The sequence below is a fragment of the Nitrospinota bacterium genome, from assembly GCA_016217735.1.
Classification (GTDB): Bacteria; Nitrospinota_A; UBA7883; order JACRGQ01; family JACRGQ01; genus JACRGQ01.
Genome location: JACRGQ010000012.1, coordinates 23503 through 47747 on the forward strand (window position 1 = coordinate 23503; position 24245 = coordinate 47747).

22 protein-coding genes are annotated in these 24245 nt (G+C 52.6%); 4 read left to right on the forward strand and 18 right to left on the reverse strand.

From position 1 onward, the window contains the following. Position 1: 1 nt before the first annotated feature. Entirely contained in the window at positions 2-334 is a 333-nt protein-coding gene (locus tag HZA03_01700; protein MBI5636663.1) for a hypothetical protein, read from the forward strand. A gap of 111 nt (positions 335-445) precedes the next feature. On the opposite strand, the gene HZA03_01705 is transcribed toward HZA03_01700, so the two are convergent. From HZA03_01705 to HZA03_01725, 5 genes are read right to left on the reverse strand one after another with little or no spacing between them, the layout of a single operon-like run. Continuing rightward, positions 446-3247: a fused MFS/spermidine synthase gene (locus HZA03_01705; protein ID MBI5636664.1), complete on the reverse strand. Its 2802-nt coding sequence runs from the start codon at positions 3245-3247 to the stop codon at positions 446-448. Beyond that, complete coding sequence (locus HZA03_01710) at positions 3234-4667, reverse strand: sigma-54-dependent Fis family transcriptional regulator (GenBank protein ID MBI5636665.1); 1434 nt, start codon at positions 4665-4667, stop codon at positions 3234-3236. Before HZA03_01710 ends, HZA03_01705 begins: the two co-directional genes overlap by 14 nt. Further along, on the reverse strand, positions 4664-6643 hold the full coding sequence (locus tag HZA03_01715; protein ID MBI5636666.1) for a HAMP domain-containing protein: 1980 nt from the start codon (positions 6641-6643) through the stop codon (positions 4664-4666). Before HZA03_01715 ends, HZA03_01710 begins: the two co-directional genes overlap by 4 nt. An 11-nt stretch (positions 6644-6654) precedes the next feature. Continuing rightward, positions 6655-7476: an SUMF1/EgtB/PvdO family nonheme iron enzyme gene (locus HZA03_01720; GenBank protein MBI5636667.1), complete on the reverse strand. Its 822-nt coding sequence runs from the start codon at positions 7474-7476 to the stop codon at positions 6655-6657. Continuing rightward, entirely contained in the window at positions 7473-9038 is a 1566-nt protein-coding gene (locus HZA03_01725; GenBank protein MBI5636668.1) for an ABC transporter substrate-binding protein, read from the reverse strand. Before HZA03_01725 ends, HZA03_01720 begins: the two co-directional genes overlap by 4 nt. On the opposite strand from HZA03_01725, the gene HZA03_01730 reads away from it, so the two are divergent. Both HZA03_01730 and HZA03_01735 read left to right on the forward strand, forming a co-directional pair. Further along, entirely contained in the window at positions 9037-9594 is a 558-nt protein-coding gene (locus HZA03_01730; protein ID MBI5636669.1) for an SUMF1/EgtB/PvdO family nonheme iron enzyme, read from the forward strand. The two genes, HZA03_01725 and HZA03_01730, sit on opposite strands and share 2 nt — an antisense overlap. Beyond that, complete coding sequence (locus tag HZA03_01735; protein MBI5636670.1) at positions 9554-10066, forward strand: hypothetical protein; 513 nt, start codon at positions 9554-9556, stop codon at positions 10064-10066. Before HZA03_01730 ends, HZA03_01735 begins: the two co-directional genes overlap by 41 nt. On the opposite strand, the gene HZA03_01740 is transcribed toward HZA03_01735, so the two are convergent. The 12 genes from HZA03_01740 to HZA03_01795 all read right to left on the reverse strand — a co-directional run bounded on the left by HZA03_01740 (position 10059) and on the right by HZA03_01795 (position 21292). Next, entirely contained in the window at positions 10059-10397 is a 339-nt protein-coding gene (locus HZA03_01740; GenBank protein MBI5636671.1) for a hypothetical protein, read from the reverse strand. The two genes, HZA03_01735 and HZA03_01740, sit on opposite strands and share 8 nt — an antisense overlap. Positions 10398-10413: 16 nt before the next feature. Continuing rightward, positions 10414-10776 carry a cytochrome c gene (locus HZA03_01745; protein ID MBI5636672.1) on the reverse strand — a complete coding sequence of 121 codons (363 nt, stop codon included), beginning with the start codon at positions 10774-10776 and terminating at the stop codon, positions 10414-10416. A 36-nt stretch (positions 10777-10812) separates the two neighbouring features. Further along, complete coding sequence (locus tag HZA03_01750; protein ID MBI5636673.1) at positions 10813-11463, reverse strand: hypothetical protein; 651 nt, start codon at positions 11461-11463, stop codon at positions 10813-10815. A 14-nt stretch (positions 11464-11477) separates the two neighbouring features. Beyond that, the gene (locus tag HZA03_01755; GenBank protein MBI5636674.1) at positions 11478-12839 is read right to left on the reverse strand and encodes a DUF4340 domain-containing protein; all 1362 of its coding nucleotides are present in this window, start codon (positions 12837-12839) and stop codon (positions 11478-11480) included. Between the two features lie 21 nt (positions 12840-12860). Continuing rightward, the gene (locus HZA03_01760; GenBank protein MBI5636675.1) at positions 12861-14423 is read right to left on the reverse strand and encodes a GldG family protein; all 1563 of its coding nucleotides are present in this window, start codon (positions 14421-14423) and stop codon (positions 12861-12863) included. A gap of 5 nt (positions 14424-14428) precedes the next feature. Then, entirely contained in the window at positions 14429-15208 is a 780-nt protein-coding gene (locus HZA03_01765; GenBank protein MBI5636676.1) for an ABC transporter permease subunit, read from the reverse strand. Beyond that, positions 15205-16161, reverse strand: a complete 957-nt coding sequence (locus HZA03_01770) for an ATP-binding cassette domain-containing protein (protein MBI5636677.1) — start codon at positions 16159-16161, stop codon at positions 15205-15207. Before HZA03_01770 ends, HZA03_01765 begins: the two co-directional genes overlap by 4 nt. A gap of 152 nt (positions 16162-16313) precedes the next feature. Then, positions 16314-17453, reverse strand: a complete 1140-nt coding sequence (locus tag HZA03_01775) for a c-type cytochrome (protein MBI5636678.1) — start codon at positions 17451-17453, stop codon at positions 16314-16316. Between the two features lie 494 nt (positions 17454-17947). Further along, positions 17948-18559, reverse strand: a complete 612-nt coding sequence (locus HZA03_01780; protein ID MBI5636679.1) for a hypothetical protein — start codon at positions 18557-18559, stop codon at positions 17948-17950. Beyond that, positions 18537-19670, reverse strand: coding sequence for a cytochrome b N-terminal domain-containing protein (locus HZA03_01785; GenBank protein MBI5636680.1), 1134 nt, complete (start codon positions 19668-19670; stop codon positions 18537-18539). Before HZA03_01785 ends, HZA03_01780 begins: the two co-directional genes overlap by 23 nt. Before the next feature lie 169 nt (positions 19671-19839). After that, positions 19840-20007 carry a hypothetical protein gene (locus HZA03_01790; GenBank protein MBI5636681.1) on the reverse strand — a complete coding sequence of 56 codons (168 nt, stop codon included), beginning with the start codon at positions 20005-20007 and terminating at the stop codon, positions 19840-19842. Positions 20008-20092: 85 nt separating this feature from the next. Beyond that, the gene (locus tag HZA03_01795; GenBank protein ID MBI5636682.1) at positions 20093-21292 is read right to left on the reverse strand and encodes a hypothetical protein; all 1200 of its coding nucleotides are present in this window, start codon (positions 21290-21292) and stop codon (positions 20093-20095) included. Between the two features lie 341 nt (positions 21293-21633). On the opposite strand from HZA03_01795, the gene HZA03_01800 reads away from it, so the two are divergent. After that, complete coding sequence (locus tag HZA03_01800; GenBank protein MBI5636683.1) at positions 21634-23061, forward strand: FAD-dependent oxidoreductase; 1428 nt, start codon at positions 21634-21636, stop codon at positions 23059-23061. A gap of 131 nt (positions 23062-23192) precedes the next feature. On the opposite strand, the gene HZA03_01805 is transcribed toward HZA03_01800, so the two are convergent. Then, a complete protein-coding gene (locus tag HZA03_01805; protein MBI5636684.1) occupies positions 23193-24008 on the reverse strand; it encodes a hypothetical protein in 816 nt (271 codons plus the stop codon). Between the last annotated feature and the right edge of the window lie 237 nt (positions 24009-24245).

Genomic DNA, 24245 nt, shown 5'->3' on the forward strand with positions numbered 1-24245 from the left:
TGTGGAAAACCAGAATTTTTGGGGTTTTTTGGCAACCCCGAACCGTCAAAAGATCATTGATATTTTGACAGATTACGAGGTCGAACGATCCCTCCTCCAATCCCTTATCCATATCAGCCTTGCTGACAGTTTTGGCGGTTTTGGGAAGGGGGCGGAATTTGGCATCCCACCTTCTTTGGAGGTTTTGACCCATAACAGGTTCATAGATAAAGAAATTGTTCCCGGTCTCAGCCAAAAGGCAGATATAAGGTTCATGCCAGTTAAAAGTGAGGACATTAAGCACTTTTTTCCCCATACTCGGCACGTTCCTTCCTATCAATGGTCATTATTTTGACGCAACTATATCTTTAGTAGATAGGAGCAAGATGCAGACCAAAAAGGGAAATGGGTAGTGTCCGATAACGGGGGGCTAGAAAAAGATGGAGCATTACGCGCCCCCCCCCCGCTATTGAGCGCCGGGCAGTGGGACGCTTTCCGGGGCGGTAGGCCCGGTGGGACGCGGCACCACAAGGCTCTCGGCGATTTCGGGATGCAGCCTGGCGAGTTCCTGCATGGCCTTCACCGCCTCTTGTTTCATGCCGAGATGCTGGTACGACTTGGCAAGATAAAAATACGCTTCGGGCAACTGGGTGTTGGCCTGCGTTGCCCATTGGAACAACGCGGCTGACTGCTGATAATCGCGGCGATGGTAATACAGGTAGCCGAGATCGAAAACAGAGAAGGAAAGATTCGGTTCGCGCGGAACGATACCGGCGGCCTTCCGGTAATTCTCGTACTCGGACGCGTAGTTGCTGAGCGCGTGGTCGACCCTGCCGAGCAACAGATTTGTCCGCGCTTCGAAGTAACGGTCGATGACGCCTTTAAGCTCGGCGTCGGATTCGGCGCCCGCGATCATGGGAGTAACCTTCTTCCTGAGATCGATAAGTGTTTTGAAGTTGATGACGGCATTTTCCCGCCGTTTCCAGATGTAGCGGGGAGCGGTGAATTCTATGACGGGCCGGTTATCCGTGTTTAACTCGGCTCCCTGCGTGAAATCCATCACCCCCGCTCGATCCATCACATAAAAGCTGAGAAAGCTCAGCGGGTCGCTTGCTTCGATCATATCCCTCTTCACGGCGGGGATTTCGAGCGCGGCCGCCAGCTTGTCGGGGCGCAGGCCGAACGGTTCGGACGATCCCATCAGCAGCAACGTGGGCTGCTGGCTGTTGACATCGCCGTACCATACCGTCACATGCTCAAAGGCTGTGGCGAATGTGTGGAGTATCACCTTCAGGTTATCGGGGGAAAGCTGGTACAGCGGCAGCCACTGGGCCATCGCGCCCCCCGGTTTCAGCGCCGCCTTCACATGGCGGAAATGTTCCAGCGTGAAGAGGCTCCCCTCCCCCGCGCTATCCGGCTGAAAAAGGTCGGCGATAACAAGATCGTACTTCTTCTTCGTCATCCGTACGTAATGGCCGCCGTCCCATATGGTAAGGTGGAACCGCTTGTCGGCGATGATGTTATGGTTATCTTTTTCAAAAAACCGCTGCACGTCCACAAGGGAAGGAACGATCTCGACGCAATCGATGCTCTTGACGGCGGAGTGCCCCCCCACCGCGCCGGAGGTAATGCCGGAGCCGAGCGAAATCACCAGAACGTCTTCGGCGTCCAGCTTAAGCAGCAGCGGCATATGACCGAACCGCACGGCAACGTCGCCGCTGGTGGCGAGCTGATAACTGTTCACCAAAAGCATCAGCGGCCCGTTGTTCTTTTCCTGGGCCACCTTCACGGTGCCGATGGCGTCCTCTTGGGTGAACAGGAGTTTGTCGCCTGTTTTTAAACCGACGCCCATATCCACGTTGAATATCCCGGTAAGCGCTACGGTTATCACGATCGCGAATCCCGATGCCGGGATGATCCACGCCGCGGCCTTCCGCCTTGAAGAAGACAGTACGGCGATGAACCCGGCAACCATGGCAACCCCCGAAACGGCGATGATGCTTTTCTGAAGCCCGAAAATGGGGATGAGGGCAAAACCGCTGACTAGCGCGCCCACGATGCCCCCCACCGTTCCAACGGCGTACACGCCGCCCATATTCTCGCCCAGCACGCCCATATCCTTGGTGGTTACGCGGCAGATGAGCGGGTACGCAAGTCCCATCAGGAATGTCGGCAAGATGAAGGCCATGGCCATGACGATAAACATCACAATAGCGTCCGTGGTAAGGGTCATTTCGCCAAACATGATTCTAAGGGTCATGGCCATATCCACCGATTTCGCCAATATGCCGATGCTGGCCAAACCCAACAGGCCGATGCCAACCTCGGCAAGGCCGAACAGCCACATCGGATCCTTCAGCCTGTCCAAATACTTGCCGAAGAACCAGCTGCCAAACGCCATCCCCAAAAGAAAAACTGTGAGTAGGTTGCTGAAAAGGTAAACCGTCGACTTGAAAGAAACCGCAAATCCGCGCGTCCAGAGCACCTCGAACGCCATCGAGCAAAAGCCCGCCAAGAAGAACAGGGCAAGGGCGCGCCCGCGTGAAACCGAATGCGCGGTTGCCGCCGGCCCTTCCCGCTTGGCTTGTTCTTTTTTCTTCTTTGGTGTCGGGGCCGATTTTGCCCGGATCTCGGCATCCGGCGCATCCACCTTAATTTCATCCCGCGTGAACCAAATGACCGCCGCAACGGCGGCATTGAGGCAAAGGGCAATCATGATGGCGCCCCATATCCCCAGTTGCGGAATGAGTATGAAGCCTGAAAGAAACGATCCCGCCATCGCCCCGTAGGTGTTAAAAGCGTAGATGGAACCAATGCTAAGCCCCACCCCTTCGAGGCTCTCCGTGACCATTTTTCCCATAACGGGCAGCGTTCCCCCCATCAACATCGTGGGAGGGAGCAGGATGATGAAAACCAGCACATATCTGATAATGATCCACCCGCCGCCGGTAACCGATTCGGGGGTCATCACCGATACAATCGCGTTATCCAGCACCGTTATCAATAACGTGACCACAAGCGCGCTGATGGCAATCCCCGCCTCCATGAGCGCGTACATCTTCAGCGGGCGCTTTGCGGCATCGGTTCTTTTTCCCCAAAAGTGGCTGCCTATCGCCAAGCCCGAAAGGAACCCGGCCACCACCATTGAAACGGCATACACCGTGTTGCCAAACACGAGCGAGAGTATGCGCACCCAGCAAACCTGATAGATCAGCCCGGCGGCGCCGGATACAAAAAAACATGCAAGAAAAAGTCTATTGAGCTTCATGGTCGTGCTTTTTTCCGATACTGTTTTCCTGTTTATTCTTGCCTTCCACCGAGTGGCGGATATTGTCAGCTTCTTTGAGCATGCCCACCCGCTTCAATATCCGGTAGAACGACATCCTAGTCACGCCCGCCATTTCCGATGCGCGCGAAATGTTCCCTTTATACTTCAATATCAGGCTTTCAAGATAACGTTTTTCGAACTCCTCCAAATATTTACTTCTTGCCTCCTTAAATGAAAGGCTATAGGTCTGATCCGAATTTAGCACATTTTCCGGCAGGTGCTTGGTCATTATGATCCGCTCTTCCGTCATGGATGCCGCGCGTTCAACGGCGTTGCGCAGTTCGCGCACATTACCCGGCCAATCGTATGCCATAAGCCGCGCCAAGGCGTCCGCGTGCAGAACCTGGCGGAGCGTCTGGTTTTTCTCCGACCTTTGCCGCAGGAAGTGATCGCACAATACCCCTATATCCTCTTTCCTGTCACGCAACGGCGGAATTACAATATTGATGACGTTGAGGTAATAGTAAAGGTTTTCGCGGAATTTTTTTTCCGCGATGGCGGCCTGAAGGTCCGCGGACGTGGATGTTATCACGCGGATATCAAGCTGTTTCGTCTGCCATTCGGCGTTTTCATACACCTTGCGGCTTTGCAGAATGCGTAAAAGGCGGGCCTGCATGGCCATGTCGAGGTCTTCCACCTGCTTAATGTACAGCGTCCCCCCGTTGGCGGCCTCGAACACGTTTGTTTCGTGGGGCGCCTTCTCCCCGGTGCCGCTGTATGGCAGAATTTTCATCATTTCGCTCGATAGGACGCTATAGTCCACGATAATGAACGGGCCGTTCACCCGCTTGCTGTGCAGATGAACCGCACGGGCGGCAAGCTCCTTGCCCGTTCCCGTTTCACCCTGTATGAATACGTTGGAATCGGTTGCGGCGATCCGCTTTATCTGCTCCTCCACGACGATAAACTTGGGATGTTTGCCGACGAAATAATGGTCAAAATAACCGGCCTGGAGTTTCCGTTTAAGATCCGTGTTCTCTTTTTGCAACAGATGCTGATCCACCGCGCGGCGCATGGTTATCAGCAGTTGATCGGAGGTGAAAGGCTTTGTGAGATAATCAAACGCCCCCACCTTCACCGCATCCACCACTTTATCGATGGTTGCATGCGCCGAGATCATAACAACTGGGATATGTGGAAACGCATTCTTGACTTCCTTCAGGATAACCATTCCGTCCTTGCCGGGCATTAAAAAGTCGGTCACCACCACGGCCGGCTTGTGCTCCCGCACAAGATCCAGCACGTTCAGGCTGGATGAAGAGGTCACACAACGAAACGAGTCGCCATCCAGGATGCGCGCGCAATTTTCAAGCAGATCAGGCTCGTCATCAACAAACAGTATCGTGACCGGTTCGGTCATTTATCATCCCCCCGTTGAGCGGCGTTGTCTGAAAGAACCGGGGCGCTTGACGCGCGAACCAAGTGGATAGTGAACACCGTGCCGGTTCCCGGCTCGCTTTCGACGTTAATGAAGCCGCCCGTATCCTTGACCAACCCATAGCTTATGGCAAGCCCCAGTCCGGTGCCGGACCCCACCTCTTTGGTGGTGAAAAACGGCTCGAAAATGCGATCCACTATTTCGGGCTTCATCCCATGCCCCGTGTCGCGCACTTCAAGAAAAATCCCGCCTTCGCTGTCCAGCCCGCTTCTCACCGTGATCGTGCCTCCCTCATCCGTTGCCTGGAAGGCATTATGCACGATGTTGTATATCACCTGTTCGATGCCGGAAACATTCAAGCTCGCCTTTGGCAACCCAGGCTCCAGTTTCCGCGCAAGCGTTATCCCTTTTTTCCTGATCGGCAATTCGATAAGGCTGAGGACACGCTCGACAATCTCGTTTAAATCCGCGGCCGCCAGTTCGGTCGAAGCGCTCCGCGAAAAGGTGAGCAGGTTTGCCGCTATCGCGCCTATCCGCACGGAGTGGTTGTAAAGCACCTCGATATCCCTCTTCAGCATATCCGTCTTGCCCTTTTCGATATCCTTTTTCATGAGTTCCAGCCGGGTGATCAGTATCGAAATGGGATTGTTTATCTCATGCGCCACGCCAGCGGCTAAAAAACCTATCGCCGCCAGCTTTTCCGCCTGCATAAGCTTCCGTTCCACCTTCTTGATGTGGGTCGAACGTTCTTCCACCTTGTTCTCCAGCGATTGACTGTACTCTTGCAGAAAGTCCGCCATCATATTGTACGCATTGGCCAAGGATTCTATTTCGTCCCCCGACCGTATTTTCAGGCGATGATCCAGCTTTCGCTGGCGAATCTGCTCAACACCCTCCCGAAGCTTTTCAAGATCGCGGGTAAGCGTGTAGGAAACGGCCGCGGCCACAAGAAGGCAGAGAAAAAGCGCCTCGGCCAATCCCACCAGGTATTCTTTTTTTATTTTATTCATTGCCGGGATGAAGCTGGCCCGCGGATAGCGGTCATACACCACGTAATAAAAGTCCTTGTTCCCGGCCTGAAGATATATCGGCCGAAACGCAAAAATATAATCAGGATCGTCTGTGATCAGCCCCGTCCTCCCCGATAATATCTGTGCCGCCACCTGGCCGGAATGGTCGTTCCGTATGTTCCCCTCGTCAAGGAAAGACTGGCCCGCGCCGGGCGCCTTAAACGGATTGTAGATATAGTTTCCGTTTTGCGAGACCATCGCGGCTTTTCGCCTGCCCTCAAAAGAAACGCGTTTCAGCGCCCCGATAATATTGGAGCTGTCAAGATCCGCGTAAACGACACCGCTGGGTTTGCCGCTGCGGGAGAACATTTTGGTGGCGAACCGGATGAGCGGTTGGCTGGAAATATCCGCGCGGTTGCTGACCATGGTGTACATCGGGATGGCCGCTATGCCGTACCCGCCCTGAAACGCCGCCTCCACATAATACGTCGAAGTAAGGCGGTTGACCAGCTTATCCGGCGGCGTGGTAATTATTTTATCATTATTCTTAAACATTACCAGCTTTTCGTTTCCGAACTCGTCCAACAACCCGACGCCCGAATAACCGGAGCGCAACGAAAGGAAGTTGTAAAATTCCCTCTCGACCAGCGATTTCCAATAAAGCGTCCCGGTGGGTTTCCTGCCAGGAACATTAACAAGGAATTCTATCGCCAAGCTGGAGCGCAGATAGTTGACATCCGTAAGCACATTTTTAAATGCCGCTTCGATCTCCTTGGAGCGCGTTATGGCATTCTGGAAAACCAGCCTGGTCTCCCTGTCCTCAATGGAATCCCGCGTTGCGTTCAGGTTCTGGTAGAGGAAATAGCCGATAGGCAGGAACGTCACCAGCAAAAGCGCAAGGGTGAACTTCTTCCATATGCGGTTGTAGAGCGGCCTGAACGGATTCATCTGGGGCGAAGCTACTCCGCATCCTTAACGCACCTGAAGGTTATTATATGGCTCCTTGATTCAACCGGAACGGACTCCCTGTAGGCCGCCCGGGCGGTTATATTGAGGTCAACCCACGAGGCCCCCTTTAACACGGCCATATCTTTATGGGCGGGATCAAGCGTGGCGGTCCATTCCCGCGAGTTCCCGGCCATGTCGTGCGCGCCGTAAGGGCTTACATCGCCCGGCGCCAACCCAACCTTATTTCCGGTGTTCACCTTACAAAAACCATGCTCGATAAACTCGAGATTGGAATCAGCCGTTGCGGCCATATTTGGATCAAACTTGTTTCCCCATGGAAACACCCTGCCATCCGTGCCGCGGGCCGCCTTCTCCCACTCCTCTTCAGTGGGAAGCCTCTTATGCGCCCATTTCGCATAGGCCTCGGCATCCTCCTTGTTTACATACAGAACGGGGTTGTCGGGAGAATCCGCGGGATAGGTTCCGCCGCTCCAGTGCTGGGGAGCGGCGTGACCGGTTTGTTTTATGAACTCCATGTATTTCCGGTTGGTCACCTCATAGATGTCGATATAAAAAGCTTTCAGCTTCACCTTCCTTTTAGGCATCTCGGTTTCGAAAGGGTAATCCTTGTAAAGTACCCTTCCGCCAAACTCCTTTTTCATGGAATCGATTTCCTGTTGGGTGCTCCCCATCAGGAAATCGCCCGCGGGAACCAATGCCATCCCTTCGGGCGCGGGCTTCACCCCGCCGTTTGACGAATGCGCGGTGTGGTGAAATGCCAAAAACAGCACAGTGAACGTAACCGCGGCCGCTTGCTTTGCCGAAATTTTCATAGTGGCTCCTTAACGGCCACGAAGCGGTACTGGTTGCCCTTGCTTTTCACTTCAAAAAGAAACGGTTCCTTGATAGCCTCGCGGTTCTTATCCATGGTGGTCTTGCCGGTCACGCCTTCATAATCCTTCACTTCCGCGAGGGCATTCCGGATATGGCTCGGCCGCAATGACTTGGCCTTTTCCACCGCTTTCGCCAGCATATAATACGCATCGTAACTCAAAGCGGCCACCCGCGACGGCATGCGATTGTACTTTTTCTTGAAATTGGCCACAAATGTTTTAATGCGCGGATTGTCCGAATCCTCATTGAAGCCGCCATACACAATCGTCCCGGCGGCGGCCGCGCCCAAAGCGGTAAATTCCGGAACGATAAGATCCTCCGCCCCCACCATGGGAATTTTCAACCCCATCTTCCTCATCTCCTTGATCACTTGGGCCCCTTCCGCCCCGTCACCGGTGTAAATGATCGCGTCGGGAGGATTGTTTTTGAGCTTTTTCAGTTGCGCCGGTATGCTGGCCTCGTCTTGGCCGACGTGGCTCATCTCCGGCGACAGGAGGTACAGCTCATGCGTAAGTTCGGCTTTGTTCGTCTCAATCTCGAGTTTGAACGCCGCCGACAATTTGACGGAATAGTCGTTAACCAACGAAGTGAATAACGCGAACTTTTTAATCTTTTTCTCGGCGACAACATACTCCATAAGCCGCTTTATCGCGTGGTTGTCATTAAGAGTGTTGCGGAAATAGTAAGGTCCGGTATCCCCCAGCCGCCGCCGCGAGCCGGCGGATATTAAAATCAGTTGATTATCATTAATGGCCTTGCTGGCCGAAAAGCTTACCTCTCCGGTCGGAGCGCCGATAATGGCGGCGACATTTTCATGGAGGAAGTTGTTAACGCCGGCCCGCGCTCCGTCCATGGTACCCTTCGTGTCAAAAACCAGAAGATCGTACTTTTGGCCCCGGATACCGCCGTGATCGTTTATTTCATCAGATGCCATTTCCGCCCCATCCACCGTATCTTTACCGAAAACCTCAACATCGCCAACCAATGGGGCAAGAACCGCTATTTTATTCGCACGTGGCCGTTCCTTCTCAATTTGCGCTTCGGTTCTTACGCCAAAACCGTATTCGGCTGGAGCTTTTTCCGCGGTCGAAGGATCGTAAAGGGGGGTTTTGGATGGATCATGTAAATCATCCTTGAAATCGCTTTCCCGTTTCGCCCTTTTATCCATGACCGACTCATCCGGCATTTCCCCTAAAATATTCTTCTCGTCAATATCTGATTTTTTGGTCGTTTTATTCTCTTGGCCGCCGCTGCATCCGGCTGAAAAAGCGGTAAGCGTGAAAACTAAAACAAAAGAAGACAGAAAAATCGGGCCTAAACGCAAAATATTTTGGCTTATTATCCCCATTTTGGGGTAAGATTCCGTAGTTGGTTGGGTGAGGGTTTTGGACCGTTTGTTTAGGAGAAGCGTCTTGCTAAGTTTAAGAAATTTTATCATCGTATTAGTTTCCTTGTTCTTTATTGCCATTGTTCCTAAATCGTTTGCCGAATCCGGAAGCATGGTTGAGATCCCTGCCGGGGATTATAAGTCCGGCCCAAGTAAAAAGACAGTTAAAGTGGAAAAGTTCAGTATCGATACTAACGAAGTTACCAACGCCCAATATAAAGAATTCAGAAAAGAATTCGAAATCCCCGCGGGAAAAGAAAAACATCCCGTCGCGGAAATTTCCTATTTCGATGCGGAAGCATACTGCAAAGCCGTTGGCAAAAGGCTTCCCACGCGGAACGAGTGGGAAAAAGCGGCGCGCGGCACGGACGACAGGGAATACCCGTGGGGTAGCAAGTTCGAAAAGGGCAAAGCCAATACGCTTGAATCGGAAAAAAACGGAACTACGCCGGTGGGCAGCTACCCCAAAGGGGCAAGTCAGTACGGCGTAATGGATATGGCCGGTAACCTGTGGGAATGGGTCGATGCCTGGGACAGCGGTGAAAAGAAATATCGCATTGCCATGGGAGGCTCCTATTTCGAGGACGGAGACATGTCGAAGGTCTATACCGAACTCAAATCGATTCCGGATGACCAGCATGAATATATGGGATTCCGCTGCGCCAAGTGAATTAACGCTAAAACAACGTGACGGAAGAGGGATTGACGTGATGGAGAGGTTGCGCCGGGAATTGGCTTTGTTTCTTCTTTTAGCCCTCATCTTCACCGGTTGCTCGAAGAAAATGGGCGGCACAGAAAGCGGAAGCTCCAAAAAAGGGGCGGTTTCCAGCAATTTCTACACCCCTTCCCCTGAAGACATCATAAAAGACCCGGAAACGGGTCTTGATGTAACGAAAAACATCTTAAACATTACCTTCTCCAAAAAAATGGACGAAACGGCCATTAAAGCGGTCATTTCGTCCATCAACGGCGAAATCGTGGGCCAAGACAGAGCGGCACGGCTTTACCAGGTACGTATTAAAAACGCGACGAGCCTTGACGACCTCGACAAAATCGGCACTAAGCTGCTTGCCGAGAAAGGGGTGGAAGTCGTTTCTAGCAATTTCGTCTCCGTCCATACCGATCCTTTCTACGTCAGGTAGCCGGCATGATCTCCAGCTTGCGAAGAACTATGCCCACTTCCTTGTTATAGAATTCAACGTACCCTTGCAATTTAGGGTCGGCGGCCTGTAACGCATCCAAAGCTTTCTTGGCCTCGGCGAAAGGAACCACGTCGGCCGCTTCCACCCGTATGATGGTGTTTTCCCCTTCTTTCTTCACTTCATACACCTTCCATTCGGGATTGATCTTGGTGAATGCGGCCTGGTACTTGTCCTCCTCGCCGCCGCCGCTGGAACAGGCGGTAAAAACCAAAGCCAGCACGGCCACGGCCGCAAGCGTCTTTACATTTCTGATAACTGCATCCATCTTCATACTTTGTCTCCCTTGGTTACTGAGCCACTTTCTTGTCATTTTCCTTCAGAAAATTGATGATCTCCCGCCTTGCCTTATCGTCGGCCATGATCTTAATCGCTGGCATGGCAATCCTGTATTTTTCCTTAAGCATAACCGCATCGGCATCGCCGCTTTCAATCATTGCCTTGGGGTTCTGGAGCCATTTGTCAATCCAAGCTTCGGTACGCCTGCCCGTCACTCCCTGAAATCCCGGGCCCTTGGAGGTCTGATCCGTCAGCTTATGGCAACCGCTGCAATATTTGACGTATAGCCGCTCCCCTTCCCCCTGGCCTTCCTCCGCTCTAACGCCGCTGGCCATGCTCATGACGGCCATAATGGTCAATACAAACATCTTCAAACAACGATCCATCAATTTGTTCCTTTCGCGCCGGCACTACTCGATAAATGAGGTTTTAAGGCCGACTCCCGCGCTTGTCCATACAAGCTTCCCCTTCTTCATGTGGGGAAGATGCTTGGCCACAATTTTTTTCGCCTCTTCGCTTTTGCTCCGTTCAATGTGGGGCGTCAGGCTTTCACCGCCCGAAGATTCTTTCACGTCGATTTCCACGTCAAGGGCGCCTTCGGCGTCAACTCGAATGACCGTTACACGCCATTCGCCCTTCCCCAAACCCTCAAGATCTTTCTTTATTTTCTCAAGAACTTCCTTTGAAACGCCGCCGCCGCTGGCTTTTCTCTTATCGATCACGCTTTGGTAATTCGTGCGCACAGCGGCCAGAAGCCGCTCATCGCCGGTGTTTTTCGCATACATTTGGGCCATAGTGCCCGCGATGTTGAACAGAAAATCCTGTTCCTGCGGATTAGCGCCGGGCGATACGGCGTACTCGACCATTCCCTTCACTTCTTCCGGCACTTCGGCCGCCCTGGTTTTGATGATATTAGCCATCGCGGCTTCATCTTTTTTGTCAAATGCCTCAATGAACGCATTGCCGACGCTGACCTGTTCTTCGGCTTTCACTTGGCCGGGAAACATGGCGACGCCCGCAATGATGATCGAAAACATGAAAACCGCAATTTTGTTGAACATATACATCCTTCCCGCTAAAGATCCTTTAAAAAGGTTTCCAACACACGCTTTGCTCTTTCCTCCAGGGTCAAAATGCTTTTCTCGGCGGTCGAAAATGCATACACATATCCCGCCGGAGTGGCTTTGCCCAGGTTGAGTGTTATCGGGGCCGCACTATCCTCTAGCCACATCTGCGCCTGGATGCCAGCCGGTTCGAGGCCGTATTGGCGCACATCACGCAAGTCGCCCGAGACAAACTCCTTTATTTCGAACTTCTTCGTTTCCTCGATGAAGTCGTTAACCATGGCAAAGTCCACTTTCGCCCCCAGCACGTCCCCTTTTCTCCATTCATTTTCGGGGTCCTTCACCAACACAACCGACTTTGCGGCGCTGCGCAGTTCGATCCGCTTAAGCTTTTCGCCCTCGAAGAAGAAAAGCTGCTTGCTCCTCATCTCATCCGCGGAGCGTGGGATGGAGTTCACGGCTTTCTCCTCCAATATGAAAATGGCATCCCGATCCGACATGGCGCAAAAATATCCGCGTTTTTCCGGACTCCGTTTCCCGATGTCGATCTGTACGGTGGGGTTTGAATCACCGCTGATCCAAAACTTGATCACCGCCGATGGCTTGTCGAGCCCATATGCGGCGAGTTTTTCCTTCTTTTCCGAGATGAACTCCTTCACCTCGCTGTTCGCAAAAGCCCCCATAAAGTCGAAAAGTTTTTTCTGATCCATGCGGGCGTTAACCGGTTTCTCAATCCTCCACATACCGGATTCGGAAAGTTTGAAAAGCATCGGCGAACCTTCCCAGTTAACCGCCACTTGGTCAACCATGACGGGGTTGAGCTTCAACACGGATTTGTCGCGGAAATAATACGCGTCCTTGTCGGCCTCGGCGCGGCAATCGGCGTTAACCCGGTATACCGGCTTGAGTCCTTCCAACTGGGCATATGCAATGCCCATCATGGGCGCCCTGGCGCCAAAAAGGATGGTATGTTCTTTCAATTCCTTCCCCACTTTGAGAGTGAGAGTAATGGAAGGGACGGCCAGCCCGAATTCGGTCAGCCGTTCGGGTGTGGGATTCGGATCCATAACATATTCCGAGTCGTTCCGGGATTCGGTCACTTCATGGATGAACTTCTCGACCGTCTCATTTTTAGCCATGGCGTTTAAGGGAGAAACAATCTTCCATCCCTTCTCCCACCTCTCAAGCTCTATGGTGCCCGATTCCTTCTTTATCGTAAGGGCGAGAACCTGATCCGCGGTAAAAGGAAGGAGACGGGTCTGCTCTTCTTTCTTCTGTTCGGCGATCTTGGTGGACTTGAAGTCAAGCATCGTATAGCCGCCAATCGCCACAAGGACGATAATCCAGATAAAAGTCTTTTTAAAGTACGTCATGCCACGCTCCGCCGCTTCTCATCACCTGAACCATCTCCGCTTGCTGTAGATACCCACGCCAACAAGAAGTATGGTGGAGGGAATCATGACCACGGGGAGCCAGAAAATCGCCCTTCCCTGCGATGCCGTCAGCACCACCGGCGTCACATCCTTTTTACGCGCCCGCACGGCCACCAGATCGGCCTCTTCGGCAAGCCAACTTATGGTATTCATGAAAAGGTCGCCGTTGCCGCCAAGGTTGAAATTGGTGTTGTTGGCAAAGTCGGAATCCCCAACGAGAATGATCTTCCCGTACTTCTCCCTCTTGCCCCCTTCGGCGTCTTCGCCCCCCTTAACGGGAATGGTCGTTACCGCCATGATGGGAAGGGGGCCGCGTTTATCGCTCCCCTCGTCGTAGCTCACATCGCCGCTTTCAAGCTGCTTCTTGCTGGTCTCACCCCAACTGTTGGGGCCGGTCAGAGCCAACTGGTAGCGGCCCTGCTTCGGATCTTCGTCTATAAAAACAGTTTCCGCGATGGGGAAAAACGACATCAGTTTGAATTCCTGCGTAAGCGGGTGCTTCTTGTGGTAGGCGTAAACAACCGGGGTGAGGTTGTTCGCGCCGTACAACTGGCTCTGCTGGTCAATGATGACGTCATCGCTTATTTTGAAGCCGTACGTTTCCAGCCACCTTCTGAAAGCCGGGGGATGGCCGGGATCGATCTCGGCGAAAATGGCGCCCCCCTGCTTGTAGTAGGCGTCAAGCTTTTGAAGCTCCTCGGCCGCCATATCGCGTTCGGGGCTGGCAATAATCACAACGGATGCATTCGCCGGTACTTCTTTGACCTGGGCGAGCACCAGTTCCTGCAAGGCGAAGTTCTGGTTCGCCAGAGCGGTCGTGGCGGCGTTGTATCCCGCCTTGCCGGATGAGCCCGGCTCTTTTTCTCCGTGCCCTTTGACGAAGTAGATGGTCTTTTGCTTGCTTTGCAGCAGCTTGATGATGCCGTTGGTGATGGTCTCCTCGCGCTCATTGGCGATTTTGATTTGCTTGGTGCCCGACATCAGCAGCATGATCCGGTATTCCGAAACGCCGTACTTGCTTGCCAAGCCGGGGTTCTGATCGGGATCTATGAACGTGAACGTAAAGTTCGGCGAAACGTTGGCGTATTCCTCCAGCAAATCCCTCGCGGTCTGACGCTGCTTGGCATGCACCGTGCCGGATTCGCCGCGGTAGAAGGCCACCACCTTAACCGGCGTGGTCAGGGTGGAAGCGATTTTTATAGACTGGGCGGAAAGCGTGTACCTGCCGGTTCGCGTCAGATCGAGGCGCTTTTTGTGGGCTTCCCCCAAAAAACCCGCGAAGATGACGATTACAAAGAACACCGCAACCATGATCATCATGTTTGCCCCGTACTTTGCGCTCTTTCTCAATAAAAGCTTCTTGATCTCCTCAAACCGAACGTACAGGAGAAAGAGGCCCAACATAAGCCCTATCCAGAGCAATGCGGCGGCGGTAAGTGTCATGGCGCCCGAAATGGCGTAAATGGCCGCGCCGCCGATAATAAATGCAAACGCCAGTATGGCGGGAACTGCTATACGATACATTTAAACTATGCCCTCCATCTTTTCGATTCAAGCGAATGCATGCTGAGAAACAAGAAGAACACCGCGAAGAGAAGATAGTAGGTGATATCCGACGTATCCAGCACACCTCTCGCAAAAGTGTCGAAGTGCGAATGAAGCGAAATGTACTCCAGGATTATACCCATCTTTTCGCCGACAAATCCGGCCGAAGACCCGATCATGTAGAGAACCATAAGAGAGGCGAAAGAAAGAACCGCCGCGATGACCTGGTTCTCCGTGAGGGACGACATGAATAAGCCGAGCGAAATGAACGCCCCGCCCATACACAACAGTCCGCTGTAGCCGGAGAGGATGACGCCCCATTCGGGATCGCCGAAAAACGCGACGAGCAGCAGGCACGGAAACGACAGGGAGAGCATAATGGCGAATATCCCCATGCAACCCGCGAATTTCCCCAGCACCAATTCAATATCCTTCACCGGATAGGTAAGAAGCAGCTCGATGGTGCCGGTCTTTTTCTCCTCGGAAAACGACCGCATGGTGAGCATGGGAAGCATGATGAGCATTACGATGCTCACCACGCCAAAAAACGGCCGGATCACGAATTCCGTTACGTTCAGCACGCCGTATTGGGCGGCGACCATCGGGTCGGTCTGGGCCTGGAAGCTGATGGTGCTGAATCCGGCGAAGATATTGTAAAAGTAGTAGCCGATCAGCGCGGAAAATATGGTAATCACCACGAACGCCACGGGCGAATAAAAGTACGACCGTATTTCCTTTGTCAGGATGAAAAAGAAATTCCTCACTGTTTTGCCTCCTCCTCGGTCACGATACGGATAAATATGTCCTCCAGGCTCATCTTCATCGGCGTCAACTCATACAGTTCCCACTGACGCTCGCCGGCGAGCCGGGCCACGAGGTTGGAAGACTGGCTATCCATCTCGAACTCTATCGTGTATTTGCTGGTTGCCACGCCGGTCTCGGCGGGGCTGAGGCAATCCACCCTCTTGACGCCCCGTATCTTCCGAAGCCCTTCCTGCACATCGGCCTGCCTGCCGCCGATGCGCGCCACCACGCGGTTGCTTTTGGTAAGCTGCGCGGTGAGGTTTTCCGGGGTGTCAACCGCCTTCACTTTTCCCTCGTCGATGATGACAACCCGCTGGCAGAGCATACTTACCTCGGGAAGAATGTGGCTGCTTAATATGATGGTCCGCGCTCCCGCCAGCCCTTTTATCAACGAGCGTATTTCTATGATCTGCTTGGGGTCGAGGCCGATCGTCGGCTCGTCGAGGATTAACACTTCGGGATCGTTTATCAGCGCTTGGGCAAGGCCAACCCTTTGGCGGTACCCTTTGGAAAGTTCGCCGATGAACTTGTGGGCCATGTGCGTAAGGGCAACCTGCTCCATCACTTCGGCAACCCGGCTTTTTATCTGTTTCCACGGCACGCCTTTAAGGCCGGCCACGAAACGGAGGTAGACCGGCACCTGCATGTCGGTGTAAAGCGGAACCGTTTCGGGAAGATACCCGATCCTGCTTCGCACCTGAAGGGATTCTTCGAACACATCGAATCCGGCCACCTTCACGGTGCCGCTTGTGGCGGGCATGAAGCAGGTGAGAATTCTCATCGTGGTCGTCTTCCCCGCGCCGTTCGGCCCCAGAAATCCAAGGATCTCACCCTTGTTGACATTAAAGGAAATGTCCGTGATCCCCCTGGCATTGCCGCCATAAATTTTTGTAAGGTCTTTAACTTCTATCATCTGGAAAAAATCCCCTTAAAAACAATCCCACACTATCCCTCTTGGTTACATAAGCAAAAATCATGCTAGTGCATATTACATGGATTAAGGAATAAAAAAAAGCCCCGGTTTTGAAAAAACCGGGGCTAAAGAATCAGATTTCGTTCAGATTCTTATTTGTCTTCGGCCCAGTCGCCCATCTGGCCGGTGCCAGCGCCGGAGGTCTTCTGTACGGAAACGCCGACCTTCTTGGAAGCCAAGCGGCCGCCACCGATCGAGCTGAATCCACCCCGCTGGGTGCCGTACGCAAGCTGGTTGGTGCTGCCGCGGCCAGCCATAAAGCCCGCGTCTTCAAGCATTTCGTTCATTTCCTTGAACTCCGCGCTCTTATCAGCATTGGCGGCGGTAATATCGTCCTTATCCGCCTTGTAGGTCGGGGAGAGGGAGCGAATGAACGCAACCAAGTTCCAGATGTCCTGGTCCTGAACGACGTTACCCCAGGGAGGCATGGAGGTGGAGAGGTTGCGGAATTCGCCGCCACCTTTAATGACGCCGAAAAGATCGATGTTGCTGATGTTGTCGGCGTACTTGCCGTTGGTCAGATTGCGCGGGCGGGGATCAAGCTTGGAAGCGGTCGGGCCATCGCCTTTGCCGGTCCAGCCGTGGCAATGCACGCAGTAGAACGAGAACCAGTGAGCGCCCTGATCCGGGTCGGCACCCGCAACCTGAGTGACGAACCCTTTGTCCTTATCGTGACCCGGGCGGGTGAGGTTATTCCACTGGTTAACCCACTCGTTGTAGTCGCCGCCGAGCTTCGAACCGCTCTCATGTTTGCGGAACCATGCTTCGGTAACGCCGGACTTCTCGCCCAACCCGGATTGGGTATCGTTGTACTGGCCGGTCCATTTGTTCTTATAGCGGGCCTTCATCAGGTCTTCAAGCGGCGACTTGTTCGCTTTCTTGATACCAAAGGTCTTTTCATTGATGTTGTCGGGGTTGTCAGCTACCTTACCAACGCCGGTCAGGTAGTCGAATCCCGCAACGCCGTAGGTGGAGGTACCGGAAGCCTTTTTGGTGATCTTCGCATCATCAGCTTCAATGTTATATTCGTCGGCTTCTTTACCATATTGATCGCGGAGCTTTTCAGCCTGTTCTTCTGAAAGGTCGCCGGCCTTCTTGGCCGCATCCAGTTCGGCGGCGGAAACCTTCGCACGTGCCGCATGAGCGTCGGTGGTGATCGCCACCAAGCCGAAACCGAAGGTCAAGGAAAACATGCCAAGTATGAATGGCGTTGCAAGTCGTTTAAGCGTCATAAACTTTTGCTCCCCTAAAAAAATCGTCAATAAATACCAAAAACCCTGCAATCACTTTTGCAACATATATACCCTTATTTCTGAAAACTCTCTTTGCATCCAGACTGTATCGGCAAAGATTCACATCATAAAAAATTGATTGCAAGAAAAGCATGGGGGAAAACGATTGTGTTGGTGATAAAGAAAAAATGTGACAATTTTTGTCATCATTGTTTTTAAGCCAGCTACATTGCCATTTACATCAAATATATTCATCGTTACGTTAACATAACTATGGATATTGAACATTGCGTTCTTGTCAAAACGATCACATTGCCGTTAAATTAGGCCGCAACAGCAAAGATACAGTGGCACATAAACCGAGGCTAAATAATCTGCAACCTAAAAGATACACTTCCTTAAAAACCGTCCGCCCGGACCCCGTGCCATCTTCAATTACGGGAAGGCCGAGACTCACTCCCGGCCGGTTTATCACCCCATAGGGCTGTTCGCTGTTACCGAGCCGAAGTGTCTTTGACAACGCACCCGGCAAAAAACCATTTGTCATCGTAAGAGTATATCATTACGCTTTCGTCGTGCCGGATTTTCCGAAGGCTGCATTCGTAAACAGCGTCTTTCACCTTCACTCCGTTATATTCAGGGGCCTCTTCGGGCTTCGGATAGGAGACGGAAACAGTGGAAACAACGACAACCCCTTTTTCATAAGCATCGCCCATTTTCTTTTCAGCTGGCACAGGATCATGGGGTTTCCCGATTTCCACTTTGGCGGAAGGGGGAAAAAAGAACTTTTCCGCCCACTGAACATTTGCCATGTCCGCGGCAGTGGCATCATAAATAGCCTTATGCCTTTGAAAGTGTTCGGCCTCCTGTTTTTGAACATCTCCGCTCTCGCTCTTTTGGATCCATTTCTTCTGCCTGGCGGTGACCTGACTCAACGCGTAAATGGTATTGAAATCGCCTTTCTGAACGGCGTCAATATAATCCTTGAGCACCTGTGTCGGGTTGCCGGGAATCTTATCGAGTGTGCAAGCCGATACCGCTCCCACCATCAGGGCTGGCAGGGCAATCGCGCGGAAGAGATTTTTACCAAACAACTTGCGGTTCATACCAATGCCTCATCATCCAGCGGTTGTCGAGAAGGAGCGGGTTTCGCTTTGTATCTTTGTAGCTTACCGGAGGTATTCCCATCCGGTCCCCCTGCGCTATGTTGTGGCAGCTGTTGCATCCCATCCAGGGGGCTTTCACGCTTCCCCACAAAAGCCCCACGACCATCAAGATGCACACGATGCCGCCCACCCCCATGTAGACCAGATTGATCCGCCGGGAGAGTTTTGCGGCCACTTTATCCTGGTGCGCCCCCTTCTTCTTCCTTTTGAAAAGGTACGGGACGATAAACACCAACGCCAGGAAGAAAAACGGGATCCAAAAGAGGAACAGGGGCCAGTTTCGGGGAGGATAGTACCAATACGGAAGCTCGAACGTGACGAAGAACCACTCAGGAGCCGGAATGTACATCCCATCCATTGGAAACGGGATGCTTTCCGGATCCGCCGAAGGAACCGGGAAGACGACGCTCATGGCGATGATCGCGATGATAAGCGGGATCGATGCGAACGTCTGGCGGATAAAATAGTCCGCCATCCCCCGTCTCCTGAAACGCGAGATACAGTGTATTTCAAGGAGGACAAAGGTGATTATCGGCAACACGATGTCGTGTATCACGAAATTGCGGGTGGGCGTGTAGGTAACCATCATAAAGTTGTAGAGGTAGTCGCCAACCAGCGGGATGTGCTTAAGCCAGTTGTTAAACATCTCCATCATCCAGTACCCCTTCCATTCCCACGGCAGAATGGTGCCGCTGATGAGGAAGGAGACGAACAATATTGAAAGGAGAACGCCGGTGAGCCAGTACTTCTTCCGGCCTCCTTGATAATCTTTCCGGAAGTAGCCGGTGAAAAAGTGAATAAAAATGGCGACACCCATGAAGAAAGCGCCGTAGCGGTGGATGTTGCGGGTCAAGCTCCCAAGGAACGCCTCGTTGGTGAAGTATTGGACGGTTTTATAGGTCTCTTTCAGCGACGGTTCGTAATAAAAGATCATGTAGAGGCCGGAGAAAAGCTGGCCCAGCAACAATATGAACGCCAGCCCGCCAAAGTAGTGGCGGATATGAATCTTTTTGGGTTTTATCCGTGCCCAAAGACCTGCTTCATTTTGCATTAACTATCCACCCAAAAAACGTTGATAAGCCGTACATTACACGTTGCCAAGTCACAGGTTTTTTTCGCCCGAACCGTCAATCCGCCAAACACCGGAATTTCCGGTTCCAGCATTACAGAGCCAGAAACCGGATATTCGTTTCGTAACAAAAAACCTCATTTCAGAATTTTCACATTTCACCCCAAAACAAGGACAGAGGCACATGATAGCCGCCGCAACTTTTTCCGTCAATTTTTTTCCATATCCCCCAAACCCCATTTTCCGGCGAGGATGACAAACTACACCCTTCAAATCCGCCAACGGCACCATTTCCTTTCAAAAACGCCAAACCAGCCATCGAGGCGAAAAACCCCGTGGCTGGTATTCATCCGGGTGCGGTGGCGGAGAAATCGCGCGCGCTCTGGTGTACAAAGCCTGGAGCGTTATTGTTCCGCCACGCCCAGTGGAACGTGCAGGTGTTCCTCGGAATCAACCACCGGGTTTTGGGTGATAAACGCCTTGGCGGAAACCTTTAGGCTCCCCGCCGGCACGTTGGCGAACACAAAACGAACCTTCCGCGTTTCCATCGGCGTCAACGCCGTGTTGTATTTTTCCGTCATCCCTTTCAACTGGATATCGGCCTCGGTTGTCAGCCAGTTGCCGTCCTTGTCGAGAATGCGTTTGCCGAACGCCCGCACCTGCACCACGCGGACCAATCCATCCCCTTCCACGCCCACCTCCAGCGTAAGCGCGCGGGACGGCGAGCCGGTGGGGATGTTATGCCCCGCCTTCGCATTCGTCATGGCAACATCCACCACATACGCCCCCTCTTTGTTGAGCGCGGCCGACAGTATCTCTATCGCCACCGCGCCGCCCAGCCTTTCCCTGTCATGGAAAAGGCTGTGGTCGGCAATGGTTGTCTTTTGCGGTTTTTTAACCGATGACACATAGGGAGTTCCGCCTATCGCGGACATGTGGCATTCCTGGCACTGTATGCCCTGTCTGGCATATTCCGAGGCCTTCCATTCGCTGTACGTCTCGCCCACTTTCAGGGCGTTCGCGTTGAGCATCTCATGGCATCCGCCACAGAGTTCCGACTTGTTGAACCACTGGGCGTACGCCGCCTGGTGGGCGGCGGGATTTGAACCGGATGGATTCGGTTTCGGCCCCAGCAACCTCATGGAGGCATGCTTTTGCCCGCCCACGTCCAGCTTGAACGGAGCGGTCATGTTCTTCAAGTCCACCGCCTCGACCGTGTGGCAAAAATCGCAGGTAACCCCTTCCCGCGTGACGGGAAGTTCCGCATTGACATCCTTGGTGGCCAGAGTGGTGGGAGCATGGCATTTCAAACAGTAATCCTTCGCCCTTCCGTCGGTGTCGATAAACGCCTGCCGGTACGCTTTCTGGAAAATCGGGCTGCCGAATGCCCGCGCGTGGAATGATTTTTTCCAGCTCTCATAAATGTCCGCATGGCAGTACCCGCAGACGGTTGCGCCGGTATAGGAGGTGCGGTCGATTTCCGGCCCCGCCGCCGCGCTCCCCGCGGCAAGGAAGAACGCCGCCGCCAGAAGAACAAGGCATCGCGCCGGAAACGGGATTGAATATCCGGAAAAATCGGAGCGCTGAAAAGAATTTGTGCCCATGACCATTTCCCCCTACTACAACCAAGTTAATGCCTCTTAATCGCCTATGGCCTTTAATTCCTTCGGCGACAAATCTTGCATGGTTTCAGTACGGTTTCAGTCCGAGTTTCTCCCGCCAATATGATTATAACCCATCCTGCCCGGATATAACTATTTCCATTCCGTCCCGCACAACAGTCCCCGGAAAACCGGCGTCACGCACAACGTGTGTTAAAATCGCGGGAGAAGCAAAGCACAAAGCGTTTGCGTCATCCTGAGGGAGCCTTGGCGACCGAAGGAACTCTTTCGGGAAAAAGATTCTTCGCCTGCGGCTCAGAATGACAATTTAGGGGAAAGAAGAAATGGCAAAATTCGATTACGACCTGCTGATTCTCGGCGGCGGCGCGGCCGGATTGGTCTCTTCCAAAATGGCGCGCGGTTTCGGCAAAAGCGTCGCCGTGATAGAAAAGGGAAAACTGGGCGGGGAATGCACCAACTTCGGCTGCGTGCCGAGCAAAGCGCTCATCAGAACCGCCAAAGCCGCGCACGAGCTGAAACATCTGGACGCGCTGGGCCTCACGACCGCATCCCCCATCGCCATCAATACCGGCGGCGCAATGCGGCACGTCCGCTCCATCGTTGAAAAAGTTTACAACACCCACCTCCCCGCAAGCTTCAAGGCGCTGGGGATCGACCTCTTTTTCGGCGGCCCGCGGTTCACCGATAACCACACGGTGGTGATGGACGGCAAAACGATCACCGCCAACAAGATAATCATAGCCACCGGCTCCAGCCCGCTCATCCCCGCCATCGAAGGGATCGATAAAACGCCATACCTCACCAACAACACGGTGTTCTCGCTCGATACGCTGCCGCGCTCGCTGGTGGTCCTCGGCGGCGGCCCCATCGGGATAGAGCTGGCCTCGGCCCTCAACCGGCTGGGCGTTGAAACCACGGTGGTGGAGATGTTCGACCGGATACTGTTCCGGGAAGACCGGGAGCTTTCGGACATGCTTGCGGGCAAAATGCTGGGCGAGGGACTGAACATTGTAACGTCGGCCAAGGCGGTGAAGCTGTCGGGCGACGCATCGCGGATAACCCTCACCGTGGAAACAAATGGCGGCCCGCGCAAAGAGATCACCGCGCAGAGCATACTTATCGCATCGGGACGAAAACCGAACACGGACGGGCTCGACCTCGAAAAAGCGGGCGTCCGCCACAACAGCAACGGCATCGAGGTGGACGAACGGCTGCGGACCGCATCGGATAACATCTACGCCTGCGGCGATGTCACCGGCCCGTACCGCTTCAGCCACATGGCGGAATACCAGGCGATCCTCGCCTGTTCCAACGCATTCCTCCCCGTCAAGCGCAAGGCCGATTACAGCCATGTGATCTGGTGCACGTTCACCGACCCGGAGCTGGCGCACGCGGGCCTCACGGAAGAGGAAGCGCGGGCCGCCCACGGCGACAGCATCAAGGTGCTCCGCTTCGATTACAGCAAGATCGACAGGGCGCGGACGGACATCGAAGAGTTCGGCATGAGCAAAATTATTTTAGATGGCAGGGGAAAATTCATCGGCGCCCACATACTCGGCATGCATGCCTCCGAGGTGCTGCACGAGATACAGTTGGCAAAACATTTCAACATTCCCTTTGAGCGGATATGGCAGGCGATCCACCTGTATCCCAGTTATTCCGATGTGATACGGCAGTCGTCGAAATACCACTACGCCGCAAAAATGGGGAACAACCCGTTTATTAAATTGCTGAAGAAAGTCCTGCGGTAAGGGTTAAGGTCGCACCTAAACCGGCCAGCCATCACCTGTAAACGCTTTTCGTGACTATCTCATGTACGCGCCGAAATGCCACAAAACAAGACCTACCCCTGAACCCGATGCAATGTATGTTGATATCGAAATTATTTTCGTGCTTTTTTCTTTACGATCTTCTTTGGGCCTTTTTTTGGTTTCTTTATTGCGATCTTTTTCTTTTCTGCATTTTTAGTTCGATCCTTCGGTTTTCCAGTCGTTCTTTTTACCTTGCCATGCGGCTTGAGTGTCGAGAAAGCCCGTTCTCTTTGTATTCTCAAAAACCAATCTTGTTCCTTCCCCTCAAATTGGGCTTTCGTCATTTCAAAAGCCACAGGGGGATAATCCTCAGGCGCTATATCTGTGATTTTTTTCCACCCTGCAATAAATTGATTTAATTTGGATATCTCTTCTAGATTTGCCCATTTTGCTGACTCATACAATTTTGAAGATAATCCATCCAAAAGTGCCATTATGCGTTTATTGTTGTTTTTCTTACTCCTCGAATGTGCAGCTTCCATCCAAGAAATAAGCGGATGTCGCTTATTGAAGACTGAGATTTGGGAACTATTCTGGAATGTTCCATAAGGCATGCTAAAGGTTATGCCTATCCTCTCCTTTTCCAGCCAATCAATATTGATACTCGACGTCTCGTCACGAACGATTTGATAGGTTTCCGCCGTTTCCTTAATTGATTTTCCAAAATATATCAGAATGCCGCCTTTATCTAGCTGCCCAACTCTTACAATCTCCCTTCCTGAAAAAATTAGTTTTTGAACAACATCGCTTAATTTATTTAATGTGCCGTAGTCAATCACGACGGAATTATCGGAAGCTTTTCCGGCACCACTTATCTCAAAATACTCTTGGCGTTTTACTTTCGCAATTCCGTAAGAATCGGGAAGATACGCTAATTCTTCAAGCATACCTAATGCGTTTAGGGACAGTATTTGTTGTTTTCCCCCACCCCAGACCGGAACAATATCACCAAGCTTTGCAGCAAATTCATCATTCGAATGTATTTCTATACACAGCGTCTTAAATAATTGCGCATAGTCTTTTAAGCTGTCCGTTTGGCCTCAGCCATTTATCCAACTGTTTTCCGATAACGACAATCAACTCCTCAAGGCTTTTGAAATACCTGTTATGGGTGCATAGGCGTC